This window comes from Vogesella fluminis, assembly GCF_014652335.1.
Classification (GTDB): domain Bacteria; phylum Pseudomonadota; class Gammaproteobacteria; order Burkholderiales; family Chromobacteriaceae; genus Vogesella; species Vogesella fluminis.
The window spans coordinates 30,553-52,133 of sequence record NZ_BMYP01000024.1; the positions used below are offsets into that span (position 1 = coordinate 30,553).

The following is a 21,581-nucleotide window of genomic DNA, read 5'->3' on the forward strand; positions in this document are numbered from 1 at the left end:
GGCGGGCGGGCTTCCGTAACACTACGGAAGCCCGCCTGCCGTACCGCCATGAAAAATGCGGCCAACCTTTTATAAGGTTGGCCGCATCGTTTTCCAGCGTTCGGGATCAGGCTTTCACGCAATCCACGAAGTAGGTCTTCTTGCCGTCACGCACCTCGGCGATCAGGCCGTGCACGTCGGTCTCGAAGCCGGGGAAGCCGCGGTTGAACTGCTCGGTGAAGCGCAGGTAGTCGACGATGGTCTTGTTGAACACCTCGCCCGGGATCAAGAGCGGGATGCCCGGCGGATACGGGGTCAGCAGCACCGCGGTGATGCGGCCTTCCAGCTGGTCCACCGGCACGCGCTCGACCTCGCGGTGCGCCATCTTGGCAAACGCGTCCGACGGCTTCATGCCCGGCACCATTTCCGACAGGTAGATCTCGGTGGTCAGGCGCGCCACGTTGTGCTCGTGGTAGGCGCGGTGGATCTTCAGGCACAGGTCCTTGAGGCCGACGCGCTCGTACTCCGGATGGCTGGCGATGAAGTCCGGCATGCAGCGCCACAGCGGCTGGTTCTTGTCGAAATCGTCCTTGAACTGTTGCAGCGCCGCCAGCAGCGTGTTCCAGCGGCCCTTGGTGATGCCGATGGTGAACATGATGAAGAAGCTGTACAGGCCGGTTTTTTCCACCACCACGCCGTGTTCGGCCAGGTACTTGGTCACCATCGACGCCGGGATGCCCAGCTCTTCGAAGCTGCCGTCCACGTTCAGGCCCGGGGTCAGGATGGTGGCCTTGATCGGGTCCAGCAGGTTGAAGCCGTCCTCGATGCCGGCAAAGCCGTGCCAGGTTTCGCCGGTTTTCAGCTCCCAGTCCTGCGGGTCGCAGATGCCGTCTTCCGACAGCTTCTCCGGACCCCACACGCGGAACCACCAGTCCTCGCCGTACTCCTCGTCCACCTTGCGCATCGAGCGGCGGAATTCCAGCGCCTCGGCCAGCGATTCCTCGACCAGTGCCTGGCCGCCCGGCTGTTCCATCATCGCCGCCGCCACGTCGCAGCTGGCGATGATCGCGTACTGTGGGCTGGTGGAGGTGTGCATCAGGTAGGCTTCGTTGAAGCTGTGGGTGTCCAGCTGGCGGTTCTGCGGGTCCTGCACCAGGATCTGCGACGCCTGCGAGATGCCGGCCAGCAGCTTGTGCGTGGATTGCGTCGAGAAAATCATCGACTCCTTGCAGCGCGGGCGGCCTTCGCCGATGGCGTGGAAGTCGCCGTAGAAGTCGTGGAAGCTGGCGTGCGGCAGCCATGCTTCGTCGAAGTGCAGGGTGTCCACCTCGCCATCCAGAATGCCCTTGATCTCCTCGACGTTGTACATGATGCCGTCGTAGGTGGACTGGGTGATGGTCAGGATGCGCGGCTTGGCGTTCGGGTTCTTTTCCAGCGCCTCGCGGGCGAACGGGTTGGCCGCGATCTTGGCGCGGATCGCGTCCAGCGAGAATTCCGCCTTCGGGATCGGGCCGATGATGCCGTAGTGGTTGCGCGTCGGCATCAGGAACACCGGAATGGCGCCGGTCATCATGATCGCGTGCAGGTTGGACTTGTGGCAGTTGCGGTCCACCAGCACGATGTCGCCGGCGGCGACGGTGCTGTGCCATACGATCTTGTTCGAGGTCGAGGTGCCGTTGGTGACGAAGAAGCAGTGATCGGAGCTGAAAATGCGTGCCGCATTGCGCTCCGACGCCGCCACCGGGCCGGTGTGGTCCAGCAGCTGGCCCAGCTCTTCCACCGCATTACACACGTCGGCGCGCAGCATGTTTTCGCCGAAGAACTGGTGGAACATCTGGCCGACCGGCGATTTCAGGAAGGCCACGCCGCCGGAGTGGCCGGGGCAGTGCCAGGAGTAGGAGCCGTCCTGCGCGTAGTTGACCAGTGCGCGGAAGAACGGCGGCGCCAGGGTGTCGAGGTAGCTCTTGGCCTCGCGAATGATGTGGCGCGCCACGAATTCCGGGGTGTCCTCGTGCATGTGGATGAAACCATGCAGCTCGCGCAGGATGTCGTTGGGGATGTGGCGCGCGGTGCGCGTCTCGCCGTACAGGTAAACCGGGATGTCCGGGTTGCGGCGGCGGATTTCGGCGACGAAGCCGTACAGGCTGCCCAGTGCCGAGGTGGCATCTTCGTCGGTCTGGAATTCCTCGTCGTCGATCGACAGGATGAAGCCGGCGGCGCGGCTTTGCTGCTGCGCGAACGAAGTCAGGTCGCCGTAGCTGGTGTAGCCGATCACGTCCATGCCTTCGGCCTGGATGGCGTTGGCCAGCTCGCGGATGCCGGAGCCGCTGGTGTTCTCGCTACGGAAATCTTCGTCGATGATGACGATCGGGAAGTGAAAACGCATACCTGAGTCCTTGTTGCGGTTAACTCGGACACTGCCGTGATGCGCAAGGCGGCTTCAGACGAAGGCTTGGGTTCCCCGCTGCGGGCAGGGGTGGTCCCGGGCACCTGTAACGCCTGTTACGGCCTTCGCGGCATGGCCGGAAGTGTCACTCGGTGCGCGTTGGGGCACAGTTCTGTACGTACGACGTGATGCCGCCGCCCTGGATGGCTGGCCTTGAGGCGCGTGGTTTTTCCGTCTTGCCGCCACGATGGAAATCGGGCGCAAGGCCGGAGCAAAGGGGCGCTTTGCACCGCGGTCCGCACTGGGCAAAGCCTTGCTTTGCCTTCACGTCTGCCGGCTTAGGGTGTTGTCGTCCGGGTGGCCCCGCAAGGTTGGCCGCAACGGATAACACCTTCGAATAACCCAAGAAAGCGCGCATTGTAGCGGCAATGGCGGCGCAGATGTTGCACAGCAGTATCGTGCCCCCGCCACCGCCGTCATTTCGCGGTAATACGGTGCCGGGCAAGGCCGGCCGGGGGGCGGCGGATGATCGCAAAATCAAGGCTTAACCTCATCGTCCGGCGGCGGTTTGTCCGGCCTGGCGGGCGCGGCCGGGTGTTGTTTTTTTTGCCAGCGGCGACGGTACAGCGTGGCGGCGCGCAGCAGCACCGAGATGCCGGCAAAACCGAGCAGCAGCGCCAGCGGCAGCGCCGCCAGCCACGGAAACAGCAACAGCAGCAGCGTGAGGCCGAGCAGGGTCAGCGCGATACTGAGGAAGGACGCCGCCTCGCTCTGTTCCACGCTGCGGGTGCCACGCACTGCGGCGCCGACGGCATCGCCGATGCGCAGCGCCTGGCGTGCGGCGGCGGTGGCGCCGACCACCGCCTGCTGCCGTACCGGCAGCCGGTGGCGCGCACTGCGTGCGTGTTTCAGCGCCGGACGCAGGTGCTGGCCGCTGAGCACGACCTCGGTAGCGTGGTCCAGGTCGTGCAGGAAGCGGGCTTCCATCTGCCGCGCCAGCGCCTCGTCCTCGATCGCCAGGTCCAGCTCGCGATTAGCCAGCCAGCTGGAGACATTGAGATTGGTGGAGCCGATGCGCGCCCAGCGGCTGTCGGCGACCGCGGTCTTGGCGTGGATCATGGTGCCGTCCCACTCGAACACCCGCACCCCGGCGCTGAGCAGCGGCCGGTACAGCGTGCGCGACACGGTGGCGATCCAGCCGATGTCGCTGGCGCGCGGCACCAAGAGGCGCACGTCGACGCCGTCGCGCGCCGCCTGCTGCAAGGCGGTGAGGTAGGTGCTGGTGCCCATGAAGTAGGCGTCGGTCAGCCACAGCCGCCGCCGCGCAAAGCCGGCGATCAGCAGGTCCAGCCGCATCAGGTTGGCGGTGGCCGGGGTGGTGGCGATCAGGCGTGCGGCGACATCGCCATGGCTGCCGTGGTCGGTGGCGACGGCCGGCAGCGCGCCGTCGCCGGCGTGCAGCCAGCTGTCGGCAAAGGCGGTGACGGCATCGTCCAGCAACGGCCCCTGCAGCCGCAGCCCGGTATCGCGCCAGTCGTTCCAGCGCGAGCTGGCGCACAGCCCACCGATGAAGGCGGTGTGGCCGTCGACCACAATCAGCTTGCGGTGGTCGCGGCCCAGCAGGCGGAAGCCCTTGCCGAACGAGGGCGGCTGCCATACCCGCACCTCGGCACCGGCCTGCTGCAGCGGCTTGAAAAAGCCGCGGTAGTGTTCACGCCAGCAGCCCAGCCAGTCGTAGAGCAGGTACACCCTGACGCCTTGCCGCGCCTTGTCCTGCAGCGCGCCGCGCAGCCGGCGGCCGAAGTCGTCGTCGGCAAACAGGTACATTTCGACCAGGATGCTGTGCTCGGCGCGGGCGATGGCGTCCAGCCAGGCGGCAAAGTTGGCCGCAGCGTCGAACAGCAGCTCGACGCGGTTGCCGGCCACCAGCGGGGCGCCGGCCGAGCGCGCCAGCGCCTGTTCGGCCAGCTGGCGGAACAGGCTGGTGGTGGGGGCGGGGCGACCGTCGCGCATGCTCATTGCCTATCCTGTTTTGTATACATTACACAGTAGTTTGTAGGGTGTCCGACGTGGCTTGCGCTGGTCGTGTTTTTGAATGTTGATGTCTCTTAAACATAAACTTTTGTGGTGTTTGCGTTGTATTTCTTTTGCATAAAAACAAGGCAAGTCATTGATTTTATGTTGATAATGCGTCGCACAAAAAGCGGTTGCAGGTCAGCTATCTTGACCTTAGAATCAATCCATTCGCTACACATTATAATCAGGGACCTAGAATGGACAGACAGCGCTGGTTGGAGGGCACCTTATATCGCCCCGACTTCGAACAAGACAGCTGCGGTTTCGGCTTGATCGCGCAACTGGACGACAAACCGTCGCACTGGCTGGTGAATACCGCCATTTCCTCGCTGGCCAAGCTGACGCACCGAGGTGCCGTCGCCGCCGACGGCAAATCCGGTGACGGCTGTGGCCTGCTGTTCCGCAAGCCGGACGGCTTCCTGCGCGAAGTGGCCGCCGAAGCCGGCATCAGCCTCAAGGCAGTGTACGCCGCCGGGCTGGTTTTTGCGCACCCGCAAGAGGGCGAGCGCAGCCGCAACCGGCTGAAGGAATATCTGGAGCAGCAGGGGCTGGAAGTGGCGGGCTTCCGTGCGGTGCCGATCGACCTCGCCGCCTGTGGCGAGCAGGCGTTGGCGTCGCTGCCGAGCTTCTACCAGGTGTTCGTCAACTGTCCGTTCGGCATGGACGAGCTGTCGTTCCAGCGCCGCCTGTACATGGGCCGCCGCCAGGCGGAAAAGGCCAACAAGGCCGACGACCCTTACTTCTACCTGCCGACGCTGTCGCCGCACACGCTGTCGTACAAGGGTCTGATTACGCCGGACAACCTGCACAAGTTCTACCTCGACCTGTCCGATCCGCGTTTCGAGTCCAGCCTGGCGGTGTTCCACCAGCGCTTCTCCACCAACACCTGGCCGCAGTGGAAACTGGCGCAGCCGTTCCGCTTCCTCGCCCACAACGGCGAGATCAACACCGTGCAGGGCAACCGCCACTGGGCGCGCGCGCGCGAGCGCATCATGTCCTCGCCGCACATCGACATGGACGCCATCCGCCCGATCGTGCAGACCGACGGCTCCGATTCGATGTCGCTGGACAATATGCTGGAAGGCCTGCTGATGGGCGGCATTCCGCTGTTCCGTGCGCTGCGCCTCTTGGTGCCGCCGGCATGGCAGAACGTCGACTCCACCGACAAGGACCTGCGCGCGTTCTACGAATTCAACTCCATGCACATGGAGCCGTGGGACGGCCCGGCCGGCATCGTACTGACCGACGGCCGCTACGCCGGCTGCATGCTGGACCGCAACGGCCTGCGCCCGGCGCGCTGGGTATTGACCAAGGACAACATCCTCACCATCGCCTCCGAAGTCGGTGTCTGGGACTACAAGCCGGAAGACGTGGTGAAGAAGGGCCGCGTCAAGCCGGGCCAGCTGTTCGCCGCCGACCTGCAGACCGGCGAGATCCTGTACCCGGAAGACATCGATGCGCAGCTCAAGTCCGCCAAGCCGTACCGGCAGTGGATCAAGGACGCCGGTTCGCGTCTGGAGCTGTCAATCGAGGACGACGCCGGCCTGGAAGCGTGGCCGAAAGAGCAGCTGCTCACCTACCAGAAGCTGTTCAACATCAGCTTTGAAGAGCGCGACCAGATCCTGCGCGTGCTGGCCGAGGACGGCCAGGAGGCGGTCGGTTCGATGGGTGACGACACCCCGATGGCGGTGCTGAGCCAGAAGGTACGCTCGCCGTTCGACTACCTGCGCCAGCAGTTCGCGCAGGTGACCAATCCGCCGATCGACCCGATCCGCGAAGCGATCGTGATGTCGCTGAACACCGTGTTCGGCCCCGAGCGCAATATGTTCGAGGAAACCGCCGAGCACGCCAAGCGGCTGGAAGTGCGCAGCCCGGTGCTGTCGCGCGAGAAATTCCTGCGCATCACCACCCGTCCGGAAGCCTACCTGAAGGCCACCACCTTCGACCTGTGCTACGACCCGGCCGAAGGCAATCTGGAACAGGCGATCCGTAAGTTGTGCGCCCACGTGGTCGAGGCGGTACAGGAGGGCACCGTGATCGTGGTGCTGTCCGACCGCACCATTGCGGCCAACCGTCTGCCTATCCACGCACTGTTCGCCACCGGTGCCGTACACCACGCGCTGATCGATGCCGGCCTGCGTTGCAAGTCCAACATCCTGCTGGAAACCGGTACCGTGCGCGACCCGCACCAGATGGCCGCGCTGATCGGCTACGGCGCCACCGCGGTGTACCCGTACCTGGCGTACCAGAGCATTGTTGACCTGGTGGCCACCGGTGACGTCAACCTCAAGATCAACGAGGCACTGCAGCACTACCGCAAGGGCATCAACAAGGGCCTGATGAAGGTGCTGTCCAAGATGGGCATCTCCACCATCGCCAGCTACCGCGGTGCGCAGCTGTTCGAAGGTATCGGCCTGCACGAAGACGTGGTGGCGCTGTGCCTGAAGGGCACGGTGTCGCGCATCTCCGGCGCCAACTTCGACGACTTCGAGGACGACCAGCAGAAGCTGTCCAAGCTGGCGTTCAACCCGATGCGGGCGGTGCCGCAGGGCGGCCTGCTGAAGTACGTGCACGGCGAGGAGTACCACGCCTACAACCCGGACGTGGTGATGACGCTGCAGAAGGCGGTGCAGAACACCGACTACGACGCCTACAAGCAGTACGCCGAACTGGTCAACAACCGTCCGGTGGCGATGTTCCGCGACCTGATGACGCTGAACTTCGACGACATCACCCCGATCTCCATCGACGAGGTGGAGCCGGTGGAAAGCATCCTCAAGCGTTTCGACTCCGCCGGCATGTCGCTGGGCGCGCTGTCTCCGGAAGCGCACGAGGCGATGGCCACCGCGATGAACCGCCTCGGCGGCCGCTCCAACTCCGGTGAAGGCGGCGAAGACCCGTCGCGTTACGGCACCGAGAAGATGTCCAAGATCAAGCAGGTGGCGTCCGGCCGTTTTGGCGTCACCCCGCACTATCTGGTCAACGCCGAAGTGCTGCAGATCAAGGTGGCGCAGGGCGCCAAGCCGGGTGAAGGCGGCCAGCTGCCGGGCGACAAGGTGTCGCCGCTGATCGCCAAGCTGCGCTGCTCCAAGCCGGGCATCTCGCTGATCTCGCCGCCGCCGCACCACGACATCTACTCCATCGAAGACCTGGCGCAGCTGATCTTCGACCTGAAGCAGGTCAACCCGACCGCGCTGGTGTCGGTGAAACTGGTGGCCGAGCCGGGTGTGGGCACCATCGCCGCCGGCGTGGCCAAGGCCTACGCCGACCTGATCACCATCTCCGGTTATGACGGCGGTACCGGAGCCAGTCCGCTGGCGTCGGTGAAGTACGCCGGCAGCCCATGGGAGCTGGGCCTGACCGAGGCGCAGCAGGTGCTGCGTGCCAACGGCCTGCGCGGCCGCGTACGGGTGCAGACCGACGGCGGCCTGAAGACCGGCCTCGACGTGATCAAGGCGGCGCTGATGGGGGCCGAGAGCTTCGGCTTCGGCACCGGGCCGATGATTGCACTGGGCTGCAAGTTCCTGCGCATCTGCCACCTGAACAACTGCGCGACCGGCATCGCCACCCAGGAGGTGAAGCTGCGCTCCAAGTATTTCATCGGCCTGCCGGAAATGGTGATGAACTACTTCCTGTTCATCGCGCAGGAAACCCGCGAGTGGATGGCCAAGCTCGGCGCCCGCAACATGGAAGAGCTGATCGGCCGCATGGAGCTGCTCAACCTCGAGGCCGGCGTCACCGGCAAGCAGCACAAGCTGAACCTGGCGCCACTGCTGTCGCAGGGCACGGTACCGGATGACGTGCCGCGTTTCTGTGTCACCGATTCCAACCCCTCGTTCGACAAGGGTGAGCTGGCCGAGCAGATCCTCAAGGATGCGCTGCCGGCGATCCACAACAAGCAGATGCTGGAACTGCGTTACAACATCGAGAACATCCACCGCTCCATCGGCGCGCGCCTGTCCGGCGAGATCGCCCGCGTGCACGGTGCCGCCGGCCTGCCGTTCGGCTGCCTGAAGGTGAAGTTCAGCGGTTCTGCCGGCCAGAGTTTCGGTGTATGGAACGCACCGGGCCTGCACCTAGAACTGGAAGGCGATGCCAACGACTACGTCGGCAAGGGCATGGCCGGTGGCCGTGTGGTGATCTATCCGCCGAAGGACGCCGCCTACAAGCCGGACGAGTCCATCATCATCGGCAATACCTGCCTGTACGGCGCCACCGGTGGCCAGCTGTTTGCGGCCGGCGTGGCCGGCGAGCGCTTCGGGGTGCGCAACTCCGGTGCGCTGGCGGTGATCGAGGGTGCCGGTGACCACTGCTGCGAGTACATGACCGGCGGCAGCGTCATCGTGCTGGGCGAGACCGGCTACAACTTCGGTGCCGGCATGACCGGTGGCTTCGCCTTCGTGTTCGACCGGGCCGAGAAGTTTGCCTACCGCTACAATAACGAGCTGGTGGACATCAACCTGATCAACGGCGAGGCGATGGGCATGTACCGCGCCTACCTGCTGGAGAAGATCGCCAAGCATGTCGAGCTGACCGGTTCCGAAACAGGCCGTGCGATGCTGGAGAACTTCGACGACTACGTCGACTACTTCTGGTTGGTGAAACCGAAGGCGGCCAAGCTCGACAGCCTGCTGAAAGACTAAGCGACGGGCGGCCTGTCCGCCCCCGAACAAGAAAGAAACGCCTTGCGGCCAACGTTGGCCGCAAGGACGGAGGAATGATCATGGGTGACGTTTTCCAGTTCATGAAGCTCTCGCGCAACCCCGGCGACAAGGTCGAAGCCGCGGTGCGCAAGATCGAATTCAAAGAGATTTACACCCCGCTGCACAGTGTGGATGCCTGTGACCAGGCCGGACGCTGCCTGTCCTGTGGCAACCCCTACTGCGAATGGGAGTGCCCGGTACATAACTACATCCCCAACTGGCTGAAACTGGTGAAGGAGGGCAAGCTGTTCGAGGCGGCGGAGATGTCGCACAAGACCAACAGCCTGCCGGAAATCTGCGGCCGCGTCTGCCCGCAGGATCGCCTGTGCGAAGGTGCCTGCACCTTGGAGCAGGGCGGCTTCGGTGCCGTCACCATCGGCAGTATCGAGAAATACATCACCGACGAGGCATTCAAGGCCGGCTGGCGGCCGGACATGTCCAAGGTGGTGTGGACCGACAAGAAGGTGGCCATCATCGGCGCCGGCCCGGCCGGCCTTGCCTGTGCCGACGTGCTGGTGCGCAATGGCGTCAAGCCGGTGGTGTTTGACCGCTACGAGGAAATCGGCGGCCTGATCACCTTCGGCATCCCCGAGTTCAAGCTGGAAAAGAGCGTGATCAAGACCCGCCGCCTGATCATGGAAGAGATGGGCGTCACCTTCCGTCTCAACACCGAGATCGGCGTGCACGTCACCATCGATGAGCTGCTGGAAGAATACGACGCGGTATTCATGGGCATGGGCGCCTACAAGTTCATGAAGGGCGGCTTCGACGGTGAGTATCTGCCCGGCGTGCTGGAAGCGCTGCCGTTCCTGATCAACAACGTGCGCCACAGCATGGGTACGCTACCGGAAGGCGAGGCGCACCAGTCGATGCAGGACAAGCGCGTGGTGGTATTGGGTGGTGGCGATACCGCGATGGACTGCAACCGCACCGCCATCCGCCAGGGCGCCAAGAGCGTGATCTGTGCCTATCGCCGCGATGAGGCCAACATGCCGGGCTCCAAGCGCGAAGTCGGCAATGCCAAGGAAGAGGGTGTCGAATTCCTGTGGAACCGCCAGCCGCTGGGCATCGGTGAAGGCGCCGACGGCAGCCTGCGCTTGCACCTGGCGGAAACCCGTCTGGGTGCACCGGACGAGAAGGGTCGTCGTGCCGCCGAGGTGGTGGAGGGCTCGGAGCAGATCATCGAGTGCGACCACGTCGTGATCGCCTTCGGTTTCCAGACCGAAGCGGCAGACTGGTTTGGCCACACCGGTATCAAGACCGACAAGCGCGGCCGCACCGTGGCACCTGAAAAGCAGCAGTTCAAGCACCAGACCAGCAACCCGAAAATCTTCGCCGGCGGCGACCAGGTGCGTGGAGCCGATCTTGTGGTGCGGGCGGTGTTCGAAGGGCGGCAGGCGGCGGAGGGAATGCTGAGCTACTTGCAGGTGTGGTAGTCCTAACCAACGCATAAAAAGCCCCGCCAAACAAGGCGGGGTTTTTTATGAGGCAAAAATTGCATTCAATACTTGCCTAAGCTCTGTATAGAGAGTGGTTGTAAGTGAAATTTAGTCTTTCAGCATACCTGAAATACTATCTGCAACCAGCCGTGCCTGTCCGATCAGGCCTTTTTTCTAGGCAATTGTGCCAGACAAGCTTTGTTCAGCATGCGGCGAGTCTGGTCAAACAGCCATCCCCACTTGTTGAAATACTGCACGGCTGAGCGGATATGGGCTTTCAGCAATTTCCGGTCGGTATACGATGCCTTGGCAAAATGATGGGTCACGGTCATGCCCGGCAGATACAGATTGCCAAACTGCACTGCACAGCGACGTGACAGATCGACATCCTCCATATACATGAAGAAATTGTCATCAAAGCCGTTCAACTGTTGCAGCGCCGCGGCGCGGAACAACATGAAGCAGCCGGATAGCGACGGGGCAAAGAAGGCCTTGTCAAAGTCGGCATGGCGCAGCATGTAGCGCTGCTCCAGCGTCTCCGCCAGCGCGGGCAGGAAACGGCGCACAAACAGATTGGCCGGGCTGGGGAGCAGCTTGCACAGCTCCTGCTGCGTGCCATCGGGGTAAACGATGCGCGGCATGAACAAGCTCGCAGCATGTCCACTCAGCCCGGCTAGATAACAGTCCAGATCCGCGCTGTGAAACTGAATGTCCGGATTGCAAATCAGAAAGTAATCCGCTTGTTCGGCAAAGGCTCGGATAGCCTGATTATGGCCATGACCATAACCACCATTACGATCAGAGCGAATATAGTGAACCCTGCGCTCCTCCAGCTGATCTGCCCATGCACAGCCACCATTGTCCACCAAAACGAGGCCCTGCAGGCTGTGACAGCCAAGCAGTGCATCTATAGTGGGTTTCACATCCTGATACTGATGCTTGTACAGCACGATGGACGCAAAGAGCTTGGACATTTCAGTACTTTCCATTCAGTCCATCCTTCAACCCACGCCACAGCGAACTCACATAACCCATTTTGTTCTGTCCAAACAGAATCAATACCATCTGATGCACCAGGTTGAAGGCAATTTCCCGTACTGCCAGCAAGGTTGGAACATGCGGCATCTTCAGCAGGAAAAAGGCATTGCGGATACGGTAATAACGGCGGAATGCGCTATGCACCGGTACGCGCCATTTCAACAACTTGAGAGAGTTGTCGCCGATTGAGTGCAGCATCTGTACCTGAGGGTTGACATAGATGCTGTAACCCTTGGCCTGCGCACGCAGACACCATTCGGTATCGACATAATCAATGAAGAAGCGCTCATCCATCGGGCCGATGGCGCGCAAGGCATCCGCCGCAACAAGGCTGCCAGAAGAGATGATCAGCGATGCTGCGAAAGGCTTCTCCAAATGCTGGGTATCAATCTTGGTACGTCTACCATAGCGGTCAATATTGACGATCTTGTAATGAAAACCGTGTTGCTTGTCGACAAAGGCGGGGCCAAGAGCCGCTAGATTTGGTTGTTGTGCTTTTATACAAGAAAATGTTTGGGTTTGTTTTTTTAGATAGCTGCTGTCAATGGTGCTATCTTGGTCAAAGAAAAAAATTTTAGTAAAATTATTCTTCTCTGCATATTCGATTCCTATGTTTTGAGCGTGTGCAATTCCAGTGTTTTTTTCTAGAAGGAATAGATGTGCCCGATCTAGGGTTTGCACTTTATTTTTTAGGGAATTTTTGTTTGAAGAATTATTGTCGATGATGACAACAAAAGATCCTTGTTCTACAAGAGCCTCTGCTAAGCAAATAATATTGCTTAGATCAGGGTTGAAACTTACTATTATTGAGCAAATTTGCATTTTTTTCGATTGTATTTTCACGCCCCTGTCTGTGGTGTTTCTGTGGTGCGCTATTTTGCAAGTTTTTGATGTTTTATTGTATTATTTGGTTTTCAAAATTTAATGGAGTAAGAATTTAATTTGATTTTTATGATGAAGAAGATGAAAAAAATCAATAGCTGATTTGGCAAATTTATCAACGGTTGCGATTGTACGTTCGTGCTCTGTAATGGCTCTAGAAATCTGCAACTCTCGTGTGGATGCGGCCCAGTCTATGCGGTCAAATCCATATGCAATACCATAGCGATCCTCTTCGCTTGGATACCATTGCTCTTCGCTAATTCCATCATCAGGGATAACAATAGATTCACAGCCGCATAGTATTGCAAAAATGGAATAAGCGGTATACGTATCGTACGATATGAATCGTTTCACTTTTTTTAAAACTGCCGCTACTTCGCTGTGACTCATGCCATCTATCAATATTGAGTCATTCAGATCGTGGACGATTTTCTTTCCTTTTCCTTTTCGAAGACAATATGCAGTGCCTTTTCGCTCTTTAGAGACTCCATCCATATTGTAGTGTTCGGTGGGGAAACTAATTACTCTCAATAAATCATCAGCCATGGTAGAGCCTTCGATTTGGATCGAACGCATTGCATCATTGAATCTATAGTACAACTCTCCTGTGCCATAAAAAACTTGATTTGTATGAAAGCCGGGACGATGCAAGAACCATCTAACAACGTTTTTCGCAGCCACTGGGTTGCCATCAACTATTTCTGGGTAAATCACTATCCACTCATGGCTGTCACGAACTGAATGGCAGGATTTTAATAGCGGTGTATTGTATTTGGGGTTAAGCTGGAATTTATGTAAAAAAATATAGGAAAACAATTTTATGTCATCATAAATTCCTAAGAAAATCGTTTTTAATCGCTGGCCGTGATAATAAGGTCTAGCATTAATATGGGGATATATATACGAAGAGTATCCCAACTCATTGAGGATGTCGCACAGTTTGTGTAGCACAACGACACCACCAGATGTTTCTTGAAAGGGTGGGGATACCACCAGGAATTTTATAACCACGTACGCTACCTTTATTTGACATCGACTCAATCATAGCCACAAGTGATCACGCTCATCAAACAATCTGAAATGTAGTCTTCATGATTGGATGTAAAAATACATACGGAAACTTTTGGTGGTTTGATTGATGGTTGTGTTTTTGAAGGCACTATTTCAATTTTGGAAAATGTTTCGCTGGATGATTGGTTTTCTATTCAAATGCTTTAATAAGAAAATATTTTGTATTTTACTCTTTGTCTAATTTCTGGCGTTGTTACTAACAGCGCGAGAGTCGATGTGAGCATTACCAGTAAAGCTAATGCAAATAAATAGAGTCGATTAGGGTGCTCGGGCTGTATAAATTTTGTTACTAGCCATGCAGAGAAAAAGGCTGTTGCCAATGGTGTAAGTGTATCTCGCCATAACCAGCGTGCACGTATAGCTGGGGCTAGCTTTGAAAGAAGAAACGAATTCCAGCCAAGAAAAAGAAATAGATTAATTCCTGCCCACAACCACCCTGCACCTTCTGCACCATATTGTTTTGCTACCCAGGGCACTGTTGGGATCAATATCATAGCAAAAATCAAATTGCCACGTAGATGCCATTTTATATTGCCAATGGCAAGCTGCATAAGATAAAGCAGTCCTCCAATCGCAATCAAAGTGTTTCCAATAACATAACCTCGCAACACGTTAGCAACGTTAGTCGAAACTGCGTAGTCCCCTGTCCATATGTATACAACAGATTCTGGCATTGCAAAAAGCACAGCACCGATTGGGGCAATCAGCAATACCAGAAGTTGGGTGCATAATATTAGTTCTTCGGTGATTAACTTTGTCCCACCTTGTGAAAACGCCTTTGTCATTCTTGGTTGAAATGCTTGGCTTACTGGTTGTGCTAATATCAAAATACCACTGGCCAATAGTATGGCGATACTATAGTGGCCGTATTTTTCGAGTGACAATATACCAGACAAAATTAGTTTGTCGAGTTGTGTCAATAATATCCATACTGTACTTGTGAAAGTAAGGCTCGCAATAATGTGGCCATGCTTCTTTAATTCGACATGATCGAATGTAAATAGTGGAATAGAAATTGGAATTAATTTATTTATTTTGCGCTGGATGCTAAAATATTCAATGAATGCTATTATTGCCCACCAGGAAAATAGCACTTCAATATTGCGCCAAGTGTAAACAATGGGGAGGGATGCAGCAAATCGCAGTGCGTTGAAAAAGGCTAAATTTGCATTTAGCCAAAGTTGTGCCTCCATATTTGCGATGACTCCACGACTGACGCTGGAAAGTAAGCGTGTCAAAGTCATTAAAATTAACAGTGTTAATGAAGTGGATACTGTTTTAGTTTCAAGGTGGGTTTTTTCCAGCCAATTATTTGCTAGCCAAGGTCCTGTAAATACTATTCCTAAAAAGACGAGCAATGACAAACCCGCCATTAGCCAGTCAATTGTGCGGAAAAGTCGTCCAGTTTCATTCCAGTCGGCAGCTCCTCCATGTGCTCGTGCCGCCTGACGACCGACTACGGGAGCCAAGCCTGCGTTGAGTAGCATAACCCATCCCTGAACCAAAGATGCAATTCCCACTAACCCATATGCTTCAGGACCTAGCCATTTTATATAAAATGGGACAACCCAAAAGCTTAAAACTGTGGATATCAAGGTACCGGCATAGTTGGAAAGAATGTTTTTCTTTAAACTCATGTTTTATTTTTTTTGTCTTCAAGAAATTGAACTTCTAAGTCGAGTAAATTTTTCTTTCTTTCTTTCAATGGCTTTGCCGGTACGCCACCGTAAATTTTGAATGGCTCGCAATCTTTGTTTACTAGACTTAATGCGGCTATGACAGATCCATCGTTTAAGGAAATCCCGGGTAGAATAATTGATCCATTGCCAATAATTACATGTTTTCCAATGAAAACGTCCGCGGAGATGACTCCAGTGTATTTGGGGGGGACTGTCGGATTTGTCATTCTGTCCCCTGTGTAATCATCATTGCTCGAATAGATGGATACGCGTGAGGATAGGCCGCTGTAATCGGAAAGGGAGATTTTTCCTGAACCAATTAGAGAGCTGTAAGCTGCAACGTGAACATAATTTCCTATACTAACCCCTCCATGACCCGCAGAGATTATGCAGAAATCATCAATTCTAACATTGTTTCCAATGGAAATGTTTTGTGGGTTGTAAATGGATGCTTTATCTGAAACAAGTACGTTCTCTCCAATTGAGGCAAAGCCCATTGTTGATAGCTGGGTGGCGCTTAGCCAAGCCATTAGATGACACTCCTTATAATTTCACATATGAGCGCTTGCTCTGCTTTGCTGAGCTCCGCATAAATTGGCAGACAAAGTACTTTATTTGCCATTTGGTGTGCAATTGGGAGGTTGTCGCTTTTAGATGATGCTAAGCCACGATACATGGGCATTTCGCTAATTAGTGGATAGAAGTAGCGTCGTGCCAAAATATTGTTTTGACGTAATTTTTCATACAATTCATCGCGAGTCAGGGGGTAGTTTTCTTCGACAAGAATTGGGAAGTAAGAGTAGTTGCGGGTTGCGTAATTTGATTGAATTGGTACGGTTATTCCAGGCACCTTCCCAAGGTGTATTCGATATTGATCATCAATTTTTTTACGTAAAGCAATTGCTTCGTTAACATATTTTAGTTGTAGCAGGCCAAAGGCGGCCTGGAACTCACTCATTTTTCCATTGATGCCTGGGGCAGTAATCGTAACTTCATCAGCAAACCCGAAATTCTTTAAGTAGTCGATACGCTGTTTGGTCTTGGCATCTTGACTAATAATGGCGCCACCTTCGAATGTATTGAATACTTTGGTAGCGTGAAAACTCAATACAGATAGATCTCCGTGGCGTAACAGACTTTGATCTTTGTAGTTAATGCTAAAGGCATGTGCTGCGTCGTATATGATGCGTAAGCCATAGTTGTCCGCAATTCGTTGAATAGTCTCTACATCACACGGGTTGGCATAGCAGTGGACCGGCATGATAGCGGTGGTGTGCGGGGTAATGGCCGCTTCAATCCGGGCTGGGTCAAGGTTGAAATTTTGAGGGTCGATATCCACAAATACTGGTTTTAGGTTATTCCATAACAGTGAATGACTAGTGGCTACAAAAGAGTATGGGGTGGTAATCACCTCGCCTGTGATGCGTAATGCCTGCAATGCGGTGACAAGTGCAATGGTTCCATTAGTAAAAAGCGAAATGTGTTGAACACCGAGGTAGACACATAGCGCCTCCTCCAGTTGTTGATGGAATGGGCCGTTATTAGTAAGCCAGCGGTTTTCCCATATATGTTCCAGATAGGGTATGAACTCTTCTAGGGGGGGGAGAAAGGGCTGTGTTACGGGGATAGAATTATTTGGCAGTGTTGGCATGGTTGCTCATTCAAATTTCTCGGCAGTTTTGTGACTTTCCCCACTGGCATCTTCCTCTGGTAGCGAAGGTTGCCTAGTAATTTGCCAGTCTATAATCAGTTTTGTGGCATCCCCCGAATGTGGCATGCACTTTCGGGATATGTAATACATAGTTCGTTTTCTTATACAAAGAACACCTCTGCGTCGGCTAGAGTCAAGAATCTATGTGCAAACCCTTCGGGTATCCATAGTTGCCGCTTGTTCTTCGCTGACAGACTTACCCCGACCCACTGCTCGAAGGTCGAGTACGACTTGTGGATGTCCACCGTTACATCGGGAACTTCACCGAGAAAACTGTACACCAGTTTGCCTTGGGTATAATGCGGCAATGAGTAGCTCTGCTCGTACAGTAACATTTGGGACAGACGTGGATGACTGTCCTGCTCAACCGATCTTGCCGCCGATAATGCTCTTCAAAGCATTTGTGATTGAAGCTTTCGAAGAAAGAGCCACGATTCCACCAAATGCAGAAGGCTCAATGATTCTTATTTCTGGATGTGTGGTGTCGATGACTATCATTCGTTCTGGAAACAGTATTTCAACAATTACAACGAATATTTTCCATGCGCGTTCTTTTTTAAGCGACTGTTTCTATTTTTCCAGTTGAGCTATGTATAATTGTTTTTGTGCGTGAACCATTTCTTATAGGCCTGCTTCAGGCCATAAGGATTTTCAACGGTAGCAATAAACTGGCTAGCTTTTAGTATAGTTTCATGCGTCCCTAGCTTCCAGCCAAGCATAGCCTCGCCCCATCGTTTTTACCTCAAGCGGGCCTTGTTGCTGGTAGTTGTTTTTGATAACTATGAGTTGCAGCTCGTCACGGTCGTAGGATGCAGATCATTCTTGTTCTCGCCGGCTGCATCCCTGTGCAGTAGACTCACTCTCGGTCTCTTAGCTAATCGAGCTTGGCATGCTTTTTATTCTTCTTGGGGCGTTCTTCTGCTCCTTTGTCATCGGTGTGCTACTGGTCCGCTTTCGGCATCTCCATGATCGCATTTCCTGTGATGATGACCTCGTGAGTGTGCAAAAATTTCACGCGGTCCCCGTTCCGCGTATCGGGGGCATCCCGGTGATGGCTGGCCTAGTCGCGGGAGTGCTGATTCTTGCTTCGTTGACGGGCTCGTCTCTGGGGTTGCTGCTCCTGGCGGTTGCACAGCCGGCCTTTATCGCTGGGCTAGCCGAAGACCTGACCAAGCGGGTTGGCCCGTTGGCACGCTTGCTGGCCACGTTCCTGGCTGCCGCTCTCGGATTCTGGCTGCTGGATGCCTGCTTGTCACGACTGGATTTGCCGGGTGTGGATCAACTGCTGGCTAGTCACTGGTTCGTTTCCTTGTTGTTTACCGTGTTTGCTGTTGGTGGTGTAGCGCATTCGATCAATATCATCGATGGTTACAATGGTTTGGCTGGCATGGTGTCAGTATTCGTTCTCACGGCTTTGGCATATGTCGCATTTAAGGTTCATGATCCGCAGCTGATGGGGCTATGCTTTGCGGCAGTGGGTGCCGTCTTGGGGTTCCTTTTGTGGAACTTTCCGCAAGGGACCATTTTTGCCGGTGACGGTGGTGCTTACCTAATCGGTTTTCTCATTGCAGAGCTGTCGGTGCTGCTGGTGGCACGACACCCGGAGGTTTCGCCGTGGTTTCCTTTGTTGCTGGTCATTTATCCTGTTTTTGAGACGCTATTCTCGATCTATCGCCGGAAGTTTTTACAGGGGCGTCCGGTAGGGGCGCCTGATGCGCTGCATCTGCATCAGATGGTGTACCGACGCTTGGTACGCTGGATGGTTGGCTCGAAAGAGGCTCGCCACATGACGAGACGCAACAGCATGACTTCCCCTTATCTGTGGGCCTTGTCTTCACTTTCGGTGGTGCCGGCCATGCTGTTCTGGAACAATTCATTGGTGCTGATAGCTTGTGCCGGGCTGTTTGTCCTGACCTATCTATACCTGTACCGCATGATTGTCCGTTTTCACTCTCCCCGCTGGATGGTGTTGCATCGCTCATTGCCTCGCGATAAAAATACTGTTTTGCTATCAAAAAATGATGATTGATAGTATTTTTTGTGATGGCTCCCGCCCTTGAAAACCCCTTGTCACGTCCCTATCATTAGCACTCGCAAGCGCCGAGTGCTAATCGCTCGGTCAATCTGCTGATTTGATAGGTATCCATCTTTCAACAGCCACTGCTATTAGGAGAGATCAATGGCAATTCGTCCTTTACACGATCGTGTTGTTATCAAGCGCCTCGAGGCTGAAGAGAAGACAGCTTCCGGTATCGTTCTGCCTGGCGCCGCTGCTGAAAAGCCGGACATGGGTCAGGTTGTTGCGGTCGGTAACGGCAAGATTCTGGAAAACGGCGAGCGTCGCGCGCTGGAGCTCAAAGTCGGCGACAAGGTTATTTTCGGCAAGTACTCCGGCCAGACCGTCAAGGTTGACGGCGACGAGCTGCTGGTAATGCGCGAAGAAGACGTAATGGGTATCGTCGAGTAATCCGACCCGTTACCGTTTTATTGAACTGAATTCTGGAGATTGAAGAACATGGCTGCAAAAGACGTACGCTTTGGTGATTCCGCCCGCGCCAAGATGGTGGTGGGTGTCAATGTGCTGGCTGATGCCGTAAAAGTGACCCTCGGCCCGAAAGGCCGCAACGTGGTACTGGATCGCTCCTTCGGCGCGCCAACCATCACCAAGGACGGTGTATCGGTTGCCAAGGAAATCGAACTGAAGGACAAGTTCGAGAACATGGGCGCGCAGATGGTGAAAGAAGTCGCTTCCAAGACTTCCGACGTGGCCGGTGACGGCACCACTACCGCCACCGTACTGGCCCAGGCCATCGTGCACGAAGGCATGAAGTTCGTGACTGCCGGCATGAACCCGATGGACTTGAAGCGCGGTATCGACAAGGCCGTGATTGCCCTGGTTGGCGAGATCGCCAAGATCGCCAAGCCATGCGCGACCACCAAGGAAATCGCCCAGGTTGGCTCCATCTCCGCCAACTCCGATAGCGATATCGGCGACATCATCGCTACCGCGATGGAAAAAGTCGGCAAGGAAGGCGTGATCACCGTTGAAGACGGCAAATCGCTGAACAACGAGCTGGACGTGGTGGAAGGGATGCAGTTCGACCGCGGCTACCTGTCTCCGTACTTCATCAACAACCAGGAAAAACAGATTGCCGCACTGGACAATCCGTTCATCCTGCTGTTCGACAAGAAAATCTCCAACATTCGCGACCTGCTGCCGGTGCTGGAGCAGGTGGCCAAGTCCGGCCGTCCGCTGCTGATCGTTGCCGAAGACGTGGAAGGTGAAGCGCTGGCCACCCTGGTGGTGAACACCATCCGCGGCATCCTGAAAGTGGTTGCCGTGAAGGCGCCAGGTTTCGGCGACCGTCGCAAGGCCATGCTGCAGGACATCGCCACCCTGACCGGCGGTACCGTGATCGCTGAAGAAGTGGGCCTGACCCTGGAAAAAGTGACCCTGGAAATGCTGGGTCAAGCCAAGCGCGTTGAAGTGGGCAAGGAAAACTCCACCATCATCGACGGCGCCGGTGACGTTGCCGCCATCCAGGCGCGCGTGGCCGAGGTTCGCCAGCAGATCGAAGCCGCGACTTCCGACTACGACCGCGAAAAACTGCAAGAGCGCGTGGCCAAGCTGGCCGGCGGTGTGGCCGTGATCAAGGTTGGCGCTGCCACCGAAGTGGAAATGAAAGAGAAGAAGGCCCGTGTCGAAGACGCGCTGCACGCGACCCGTGCAGCCGTTGAAGAAGGCGTGGTGCCTGGCGGCGGCGTGGCCCTGCTGCGCGCCCGCTCCACCCTGACCAGCCTGGCTACCTCCAACGCCGACCAAGCTGCCGGTGTGAAGATCGTGCTGAAGGCGATCGAAGCCCCGCTGCGCCAGATCGTGCAGAACGCCGGTGACGAGCCATCGGTGGTGGTGAACAAGGTACTGGAAGGCAAGGGTAACTTCGGTTACAACGCGGCGTCCGGCGAATACGGCGACATGCTGGAAATGGGCGTACTGGATCCAGCCAAGGTGACCCGCACCGCACTGCAGAACGCGGCGTCCATCGCCGGCCTGATGCTGACTACCGACTGCATGGTTGCCGAGCTGCCGGAAGACAAGCCAGCGATGCCGGACATGGGCGGCATGGGTGGTATGGGCGGCATGGGCGGCATGATGTAATTCTGTAAGCGACCGTTGATAACTTATTGAATATCAACGGTTATCTTGCGATTTGCGCCTCAAAAAGTAGCAAATTGGTAGCAGTTTTAACGGCTCTTAGCAGCATTTAAGCGACGTTTGCTACCTTTTTGCTACACCGCTTCAAATTAGTAGCAAATCAAAGAAATCCCTTCATAACGCTATGTTTTGAAGGGATTTTTCTTTGGTGCTGCGTTCTTCAAAATTGCCCAATTTTTCGCTGATTTTGCGGTGGTGTTGCCGCAGTAGCAGAAAAGGTAACAAATTCGACTGTTGAAGCCGTTTTCAGCGCCATCCTCACCCACAGTGGCCTTCACTGTACCGACCACCTTCTTCAGCAGCATTGGCAACGATTTTTCCGTTTATACCGCCTTCAGAATGAGGGTGTGCAGAATTTTGTGTAAACGGACCATTGGCGGGAAACTGCCAAATTGTCCGGA

General features: G+C 55.8%; 15 protein-coding genes. 6 read left to right on the forward strand and 9 right to left on the reverse strand.

The genetic code is table 11. The annotated features are described in order from the left end of the window. Positions 1-106 precede the first annotated feature (106 nt). Together IE083_RS10480 and IE083_RS10485 are read right to left on the reverse strand one after the other, a co-directional pair. Positions 107-2,365, reverse strand: coding sequence for an arginine/lysine/ornithine decarboxylase (locus IE083_RS10480; RefSeq protein ID WP_189353547.1), 2,259 nt, complete (start codon positions 2,363-2,365; stop codon positions 107-109). 537 nt (positions 2,366-2,902) lie between these two features. Continuing rightward, positions 2,903-4,384, reverse strand: a complete 1,482-nt coding sequence (locus IE083_RS10485; RefSeq protein ID WP_229799713.1) for a phospholipase D-like domain-containing protein — start codon at positions 4,382-4,384, stop codon at positions 2,903-2,905. Between the two features lie 254 nt (positions 4,385-4,638). Here IE083_RS10485 and gltB point away from each other — a divergent pair, with 254 nt between their 5' ends. Beyond that, the gene (gene gltB, locus IE083_RS10490; protein ID WP_189353548.1) at positions 4,639-9,084 is read left to right on the forward strand and encodes a glutamate synthase large subunit; all 4,446 of its coding nucleotides are present in this window, start codon (positions 4,639-4,641) and stop codon (positions 9,082-9,084) included. A gap of 80 nt (positions 9,085-9,164) precedes the next feature. After that, positions 9,165-10,580, forward strand: a complete 1,416-nt coding sequence (locus IE083_RS10495; protein WP_189353549.1) for a glutamate synthase small subunit GltD family protein — start codon at positions 9,165-9,167, stop codon at positions 10,578-10,580. Positions 10,581-10,744: 164 nt separating this feature from the next. Here IE083_RS10495 and IE083_RS10500 read toward each other — a convergent pair whose 3' ends face one another. The 7 genes from IE083_RS10500 to IE083_RS16040 all read right to left on the reverse strand — a co-directional run bounded on the left by IE083_RS10500 (position 10,745) and on the right by IE083_RS16040 (position 17,299). Next, the gene (locus tag IE083_RS10500; RefSeq protein ID WP_229799714.1) at positions 10,745-11,572 is read right to left on the reverse strand and encodes a glycosyltransferase family protein; all 828 of its coding nucleotides are present in this window, start codon (positions 11,570-11,572) and stop codon (positions 10,745-10,747) included. Beyond that, positions 11,559-12,464 carry a glycosyltransferase family 2 protein gene (locus IE083_RS10505; RefSeq protein WP_189353550.1) on the reverse strand — a complete coding sequence of 302 codons (906 nt, stop codon included), beginning with the start codon at positions 12,462-12,464 and terminating at the stop codon, positions 11,559-11,561. The genes IE083_RS10500 and IE083_RS10505 overlap by 14 nt, the downstream gene beginning before the upstream one ends. Positions 12,465-12,542: 78 nt before the next feature. Next, the gene (locus IE083_RS10510; RefSeq protein ID WP_189353551.1) at positions 12,543-13,514 is read right to left on the reverse strand and encodes a WavQ; all 972 of its coding nucleotides are present in this window, start codon (positions 13,512-13,514) and stop codon (positions 12,543-12,545) included. A gap of 203 nt (positions 13,515-13,717) precedes the next feature. Continuing rightward, entirely contained in the window at positions 13,718-15,211 is a 1,494-nt protein-coding gene (locus tag IE083_RS10515; protein ID WP_189353552.1) for a lipopolysaccharide biosynthesis protein, read from the reverse strand. Continuing rightward, positions 15,208-15,783 carry an acyltransferase gene (locus tag IE083_RS10520; protein ID WP_189353553.1) on the reverse strand — a complete coding sequence of 192 codons (576 nt, stop codon included), beginning with the start codon at positions 15,781-15,783 and terminating at the stop codon, positions 15,208-15,210. Before IE083_RS10520 ends, IE083_RS10515 begins: the two co-directional genes overlap by 4 nt. Beyond that, on the reverse strand, positions 15,783-16,904 hold the full coding sequence (locus IE083_RS10525) for a DegT/DnrJ/EryC1/StrS family aminotransferase (RefSeq protein WP_189353554.1): 1,122 nt from the start codon (positions 16,902-16,904) through the stop codon (positions 15,783-15,785). The genes IE083_RS10520 and IE083_RS10525 overlap by 1 nt, the downstream gene beginning before the upstream one ends. A gap of 161 nt (positions 16,905-17,065) precedes the next feature. After that, a complete protein-coding gene (locus IE083_RS16040; RefSeq protein ID WP_189353555.1) occupies positions 17,066-17,299 on the reverse strand; it encodes a dTDP-4-dehydrorhamnose 3,5-epimerase family protein in 234 nt (77 codons plus the stop codon). On the opposite strand from IE083_RS16040, the gene IE083_RS10535 reads away from it, so the two are divergent. The 4 genes from IE083_RS10535 (at position 17,272) to groL (ending at position 21,123) form a co-directional block, all read left to right on the forward strand. Beyond that, positions 17,272-17,550, forward strand: coding sequence for a hypothetical protein (locus IE083_RS10535; protein ID WP_189353563.1), 279 nt, complete (start codon positions 17,272-17,274; stop codon positions 17,548-17,550). The two genes, IE083_RS16040 and IE083_RS10535, sit on opposite strands and share 28 nt — an antisense overlap. Before the next feature lie 303 nt (positions 17,551-17,853). Beyond that, a complete protein-coding gene (locus tag IE083_RS10540) occupies positions 17,854-18,993 on the forward strand; it encodes an MraY family glycosyltransferase (protein ID WP_189353556.1) in 1,140 nt (379 codons plus the stop codon). 150 nt (positions 18,994-19,143) lie between these two features. Continuing rightward, entirely contained in the window at positions 19,144-19,431 is a 288-nt protein-coding gene (gene groES, locus IE083_RS10545; RefSeq protein ID WP_047966754.1) for a co-chaperone GroES, read from the forward strand. Positions 19,432-19,479: 48 nt separating this feature from the next. Further along, on the forward strand, positions 19,480-21,123 hold the full coding sequence (gene groL, locus IE083_RS10550) for a chaperonin GroEL (RefSeq protein ID WP_189353557.1): 1,644 nt from the start codon (positions 19,480-19,482) through the stop codon (positions 21,121-21,123). Positions 21,124-21,581: the final 458 nt, after the last annotated feature.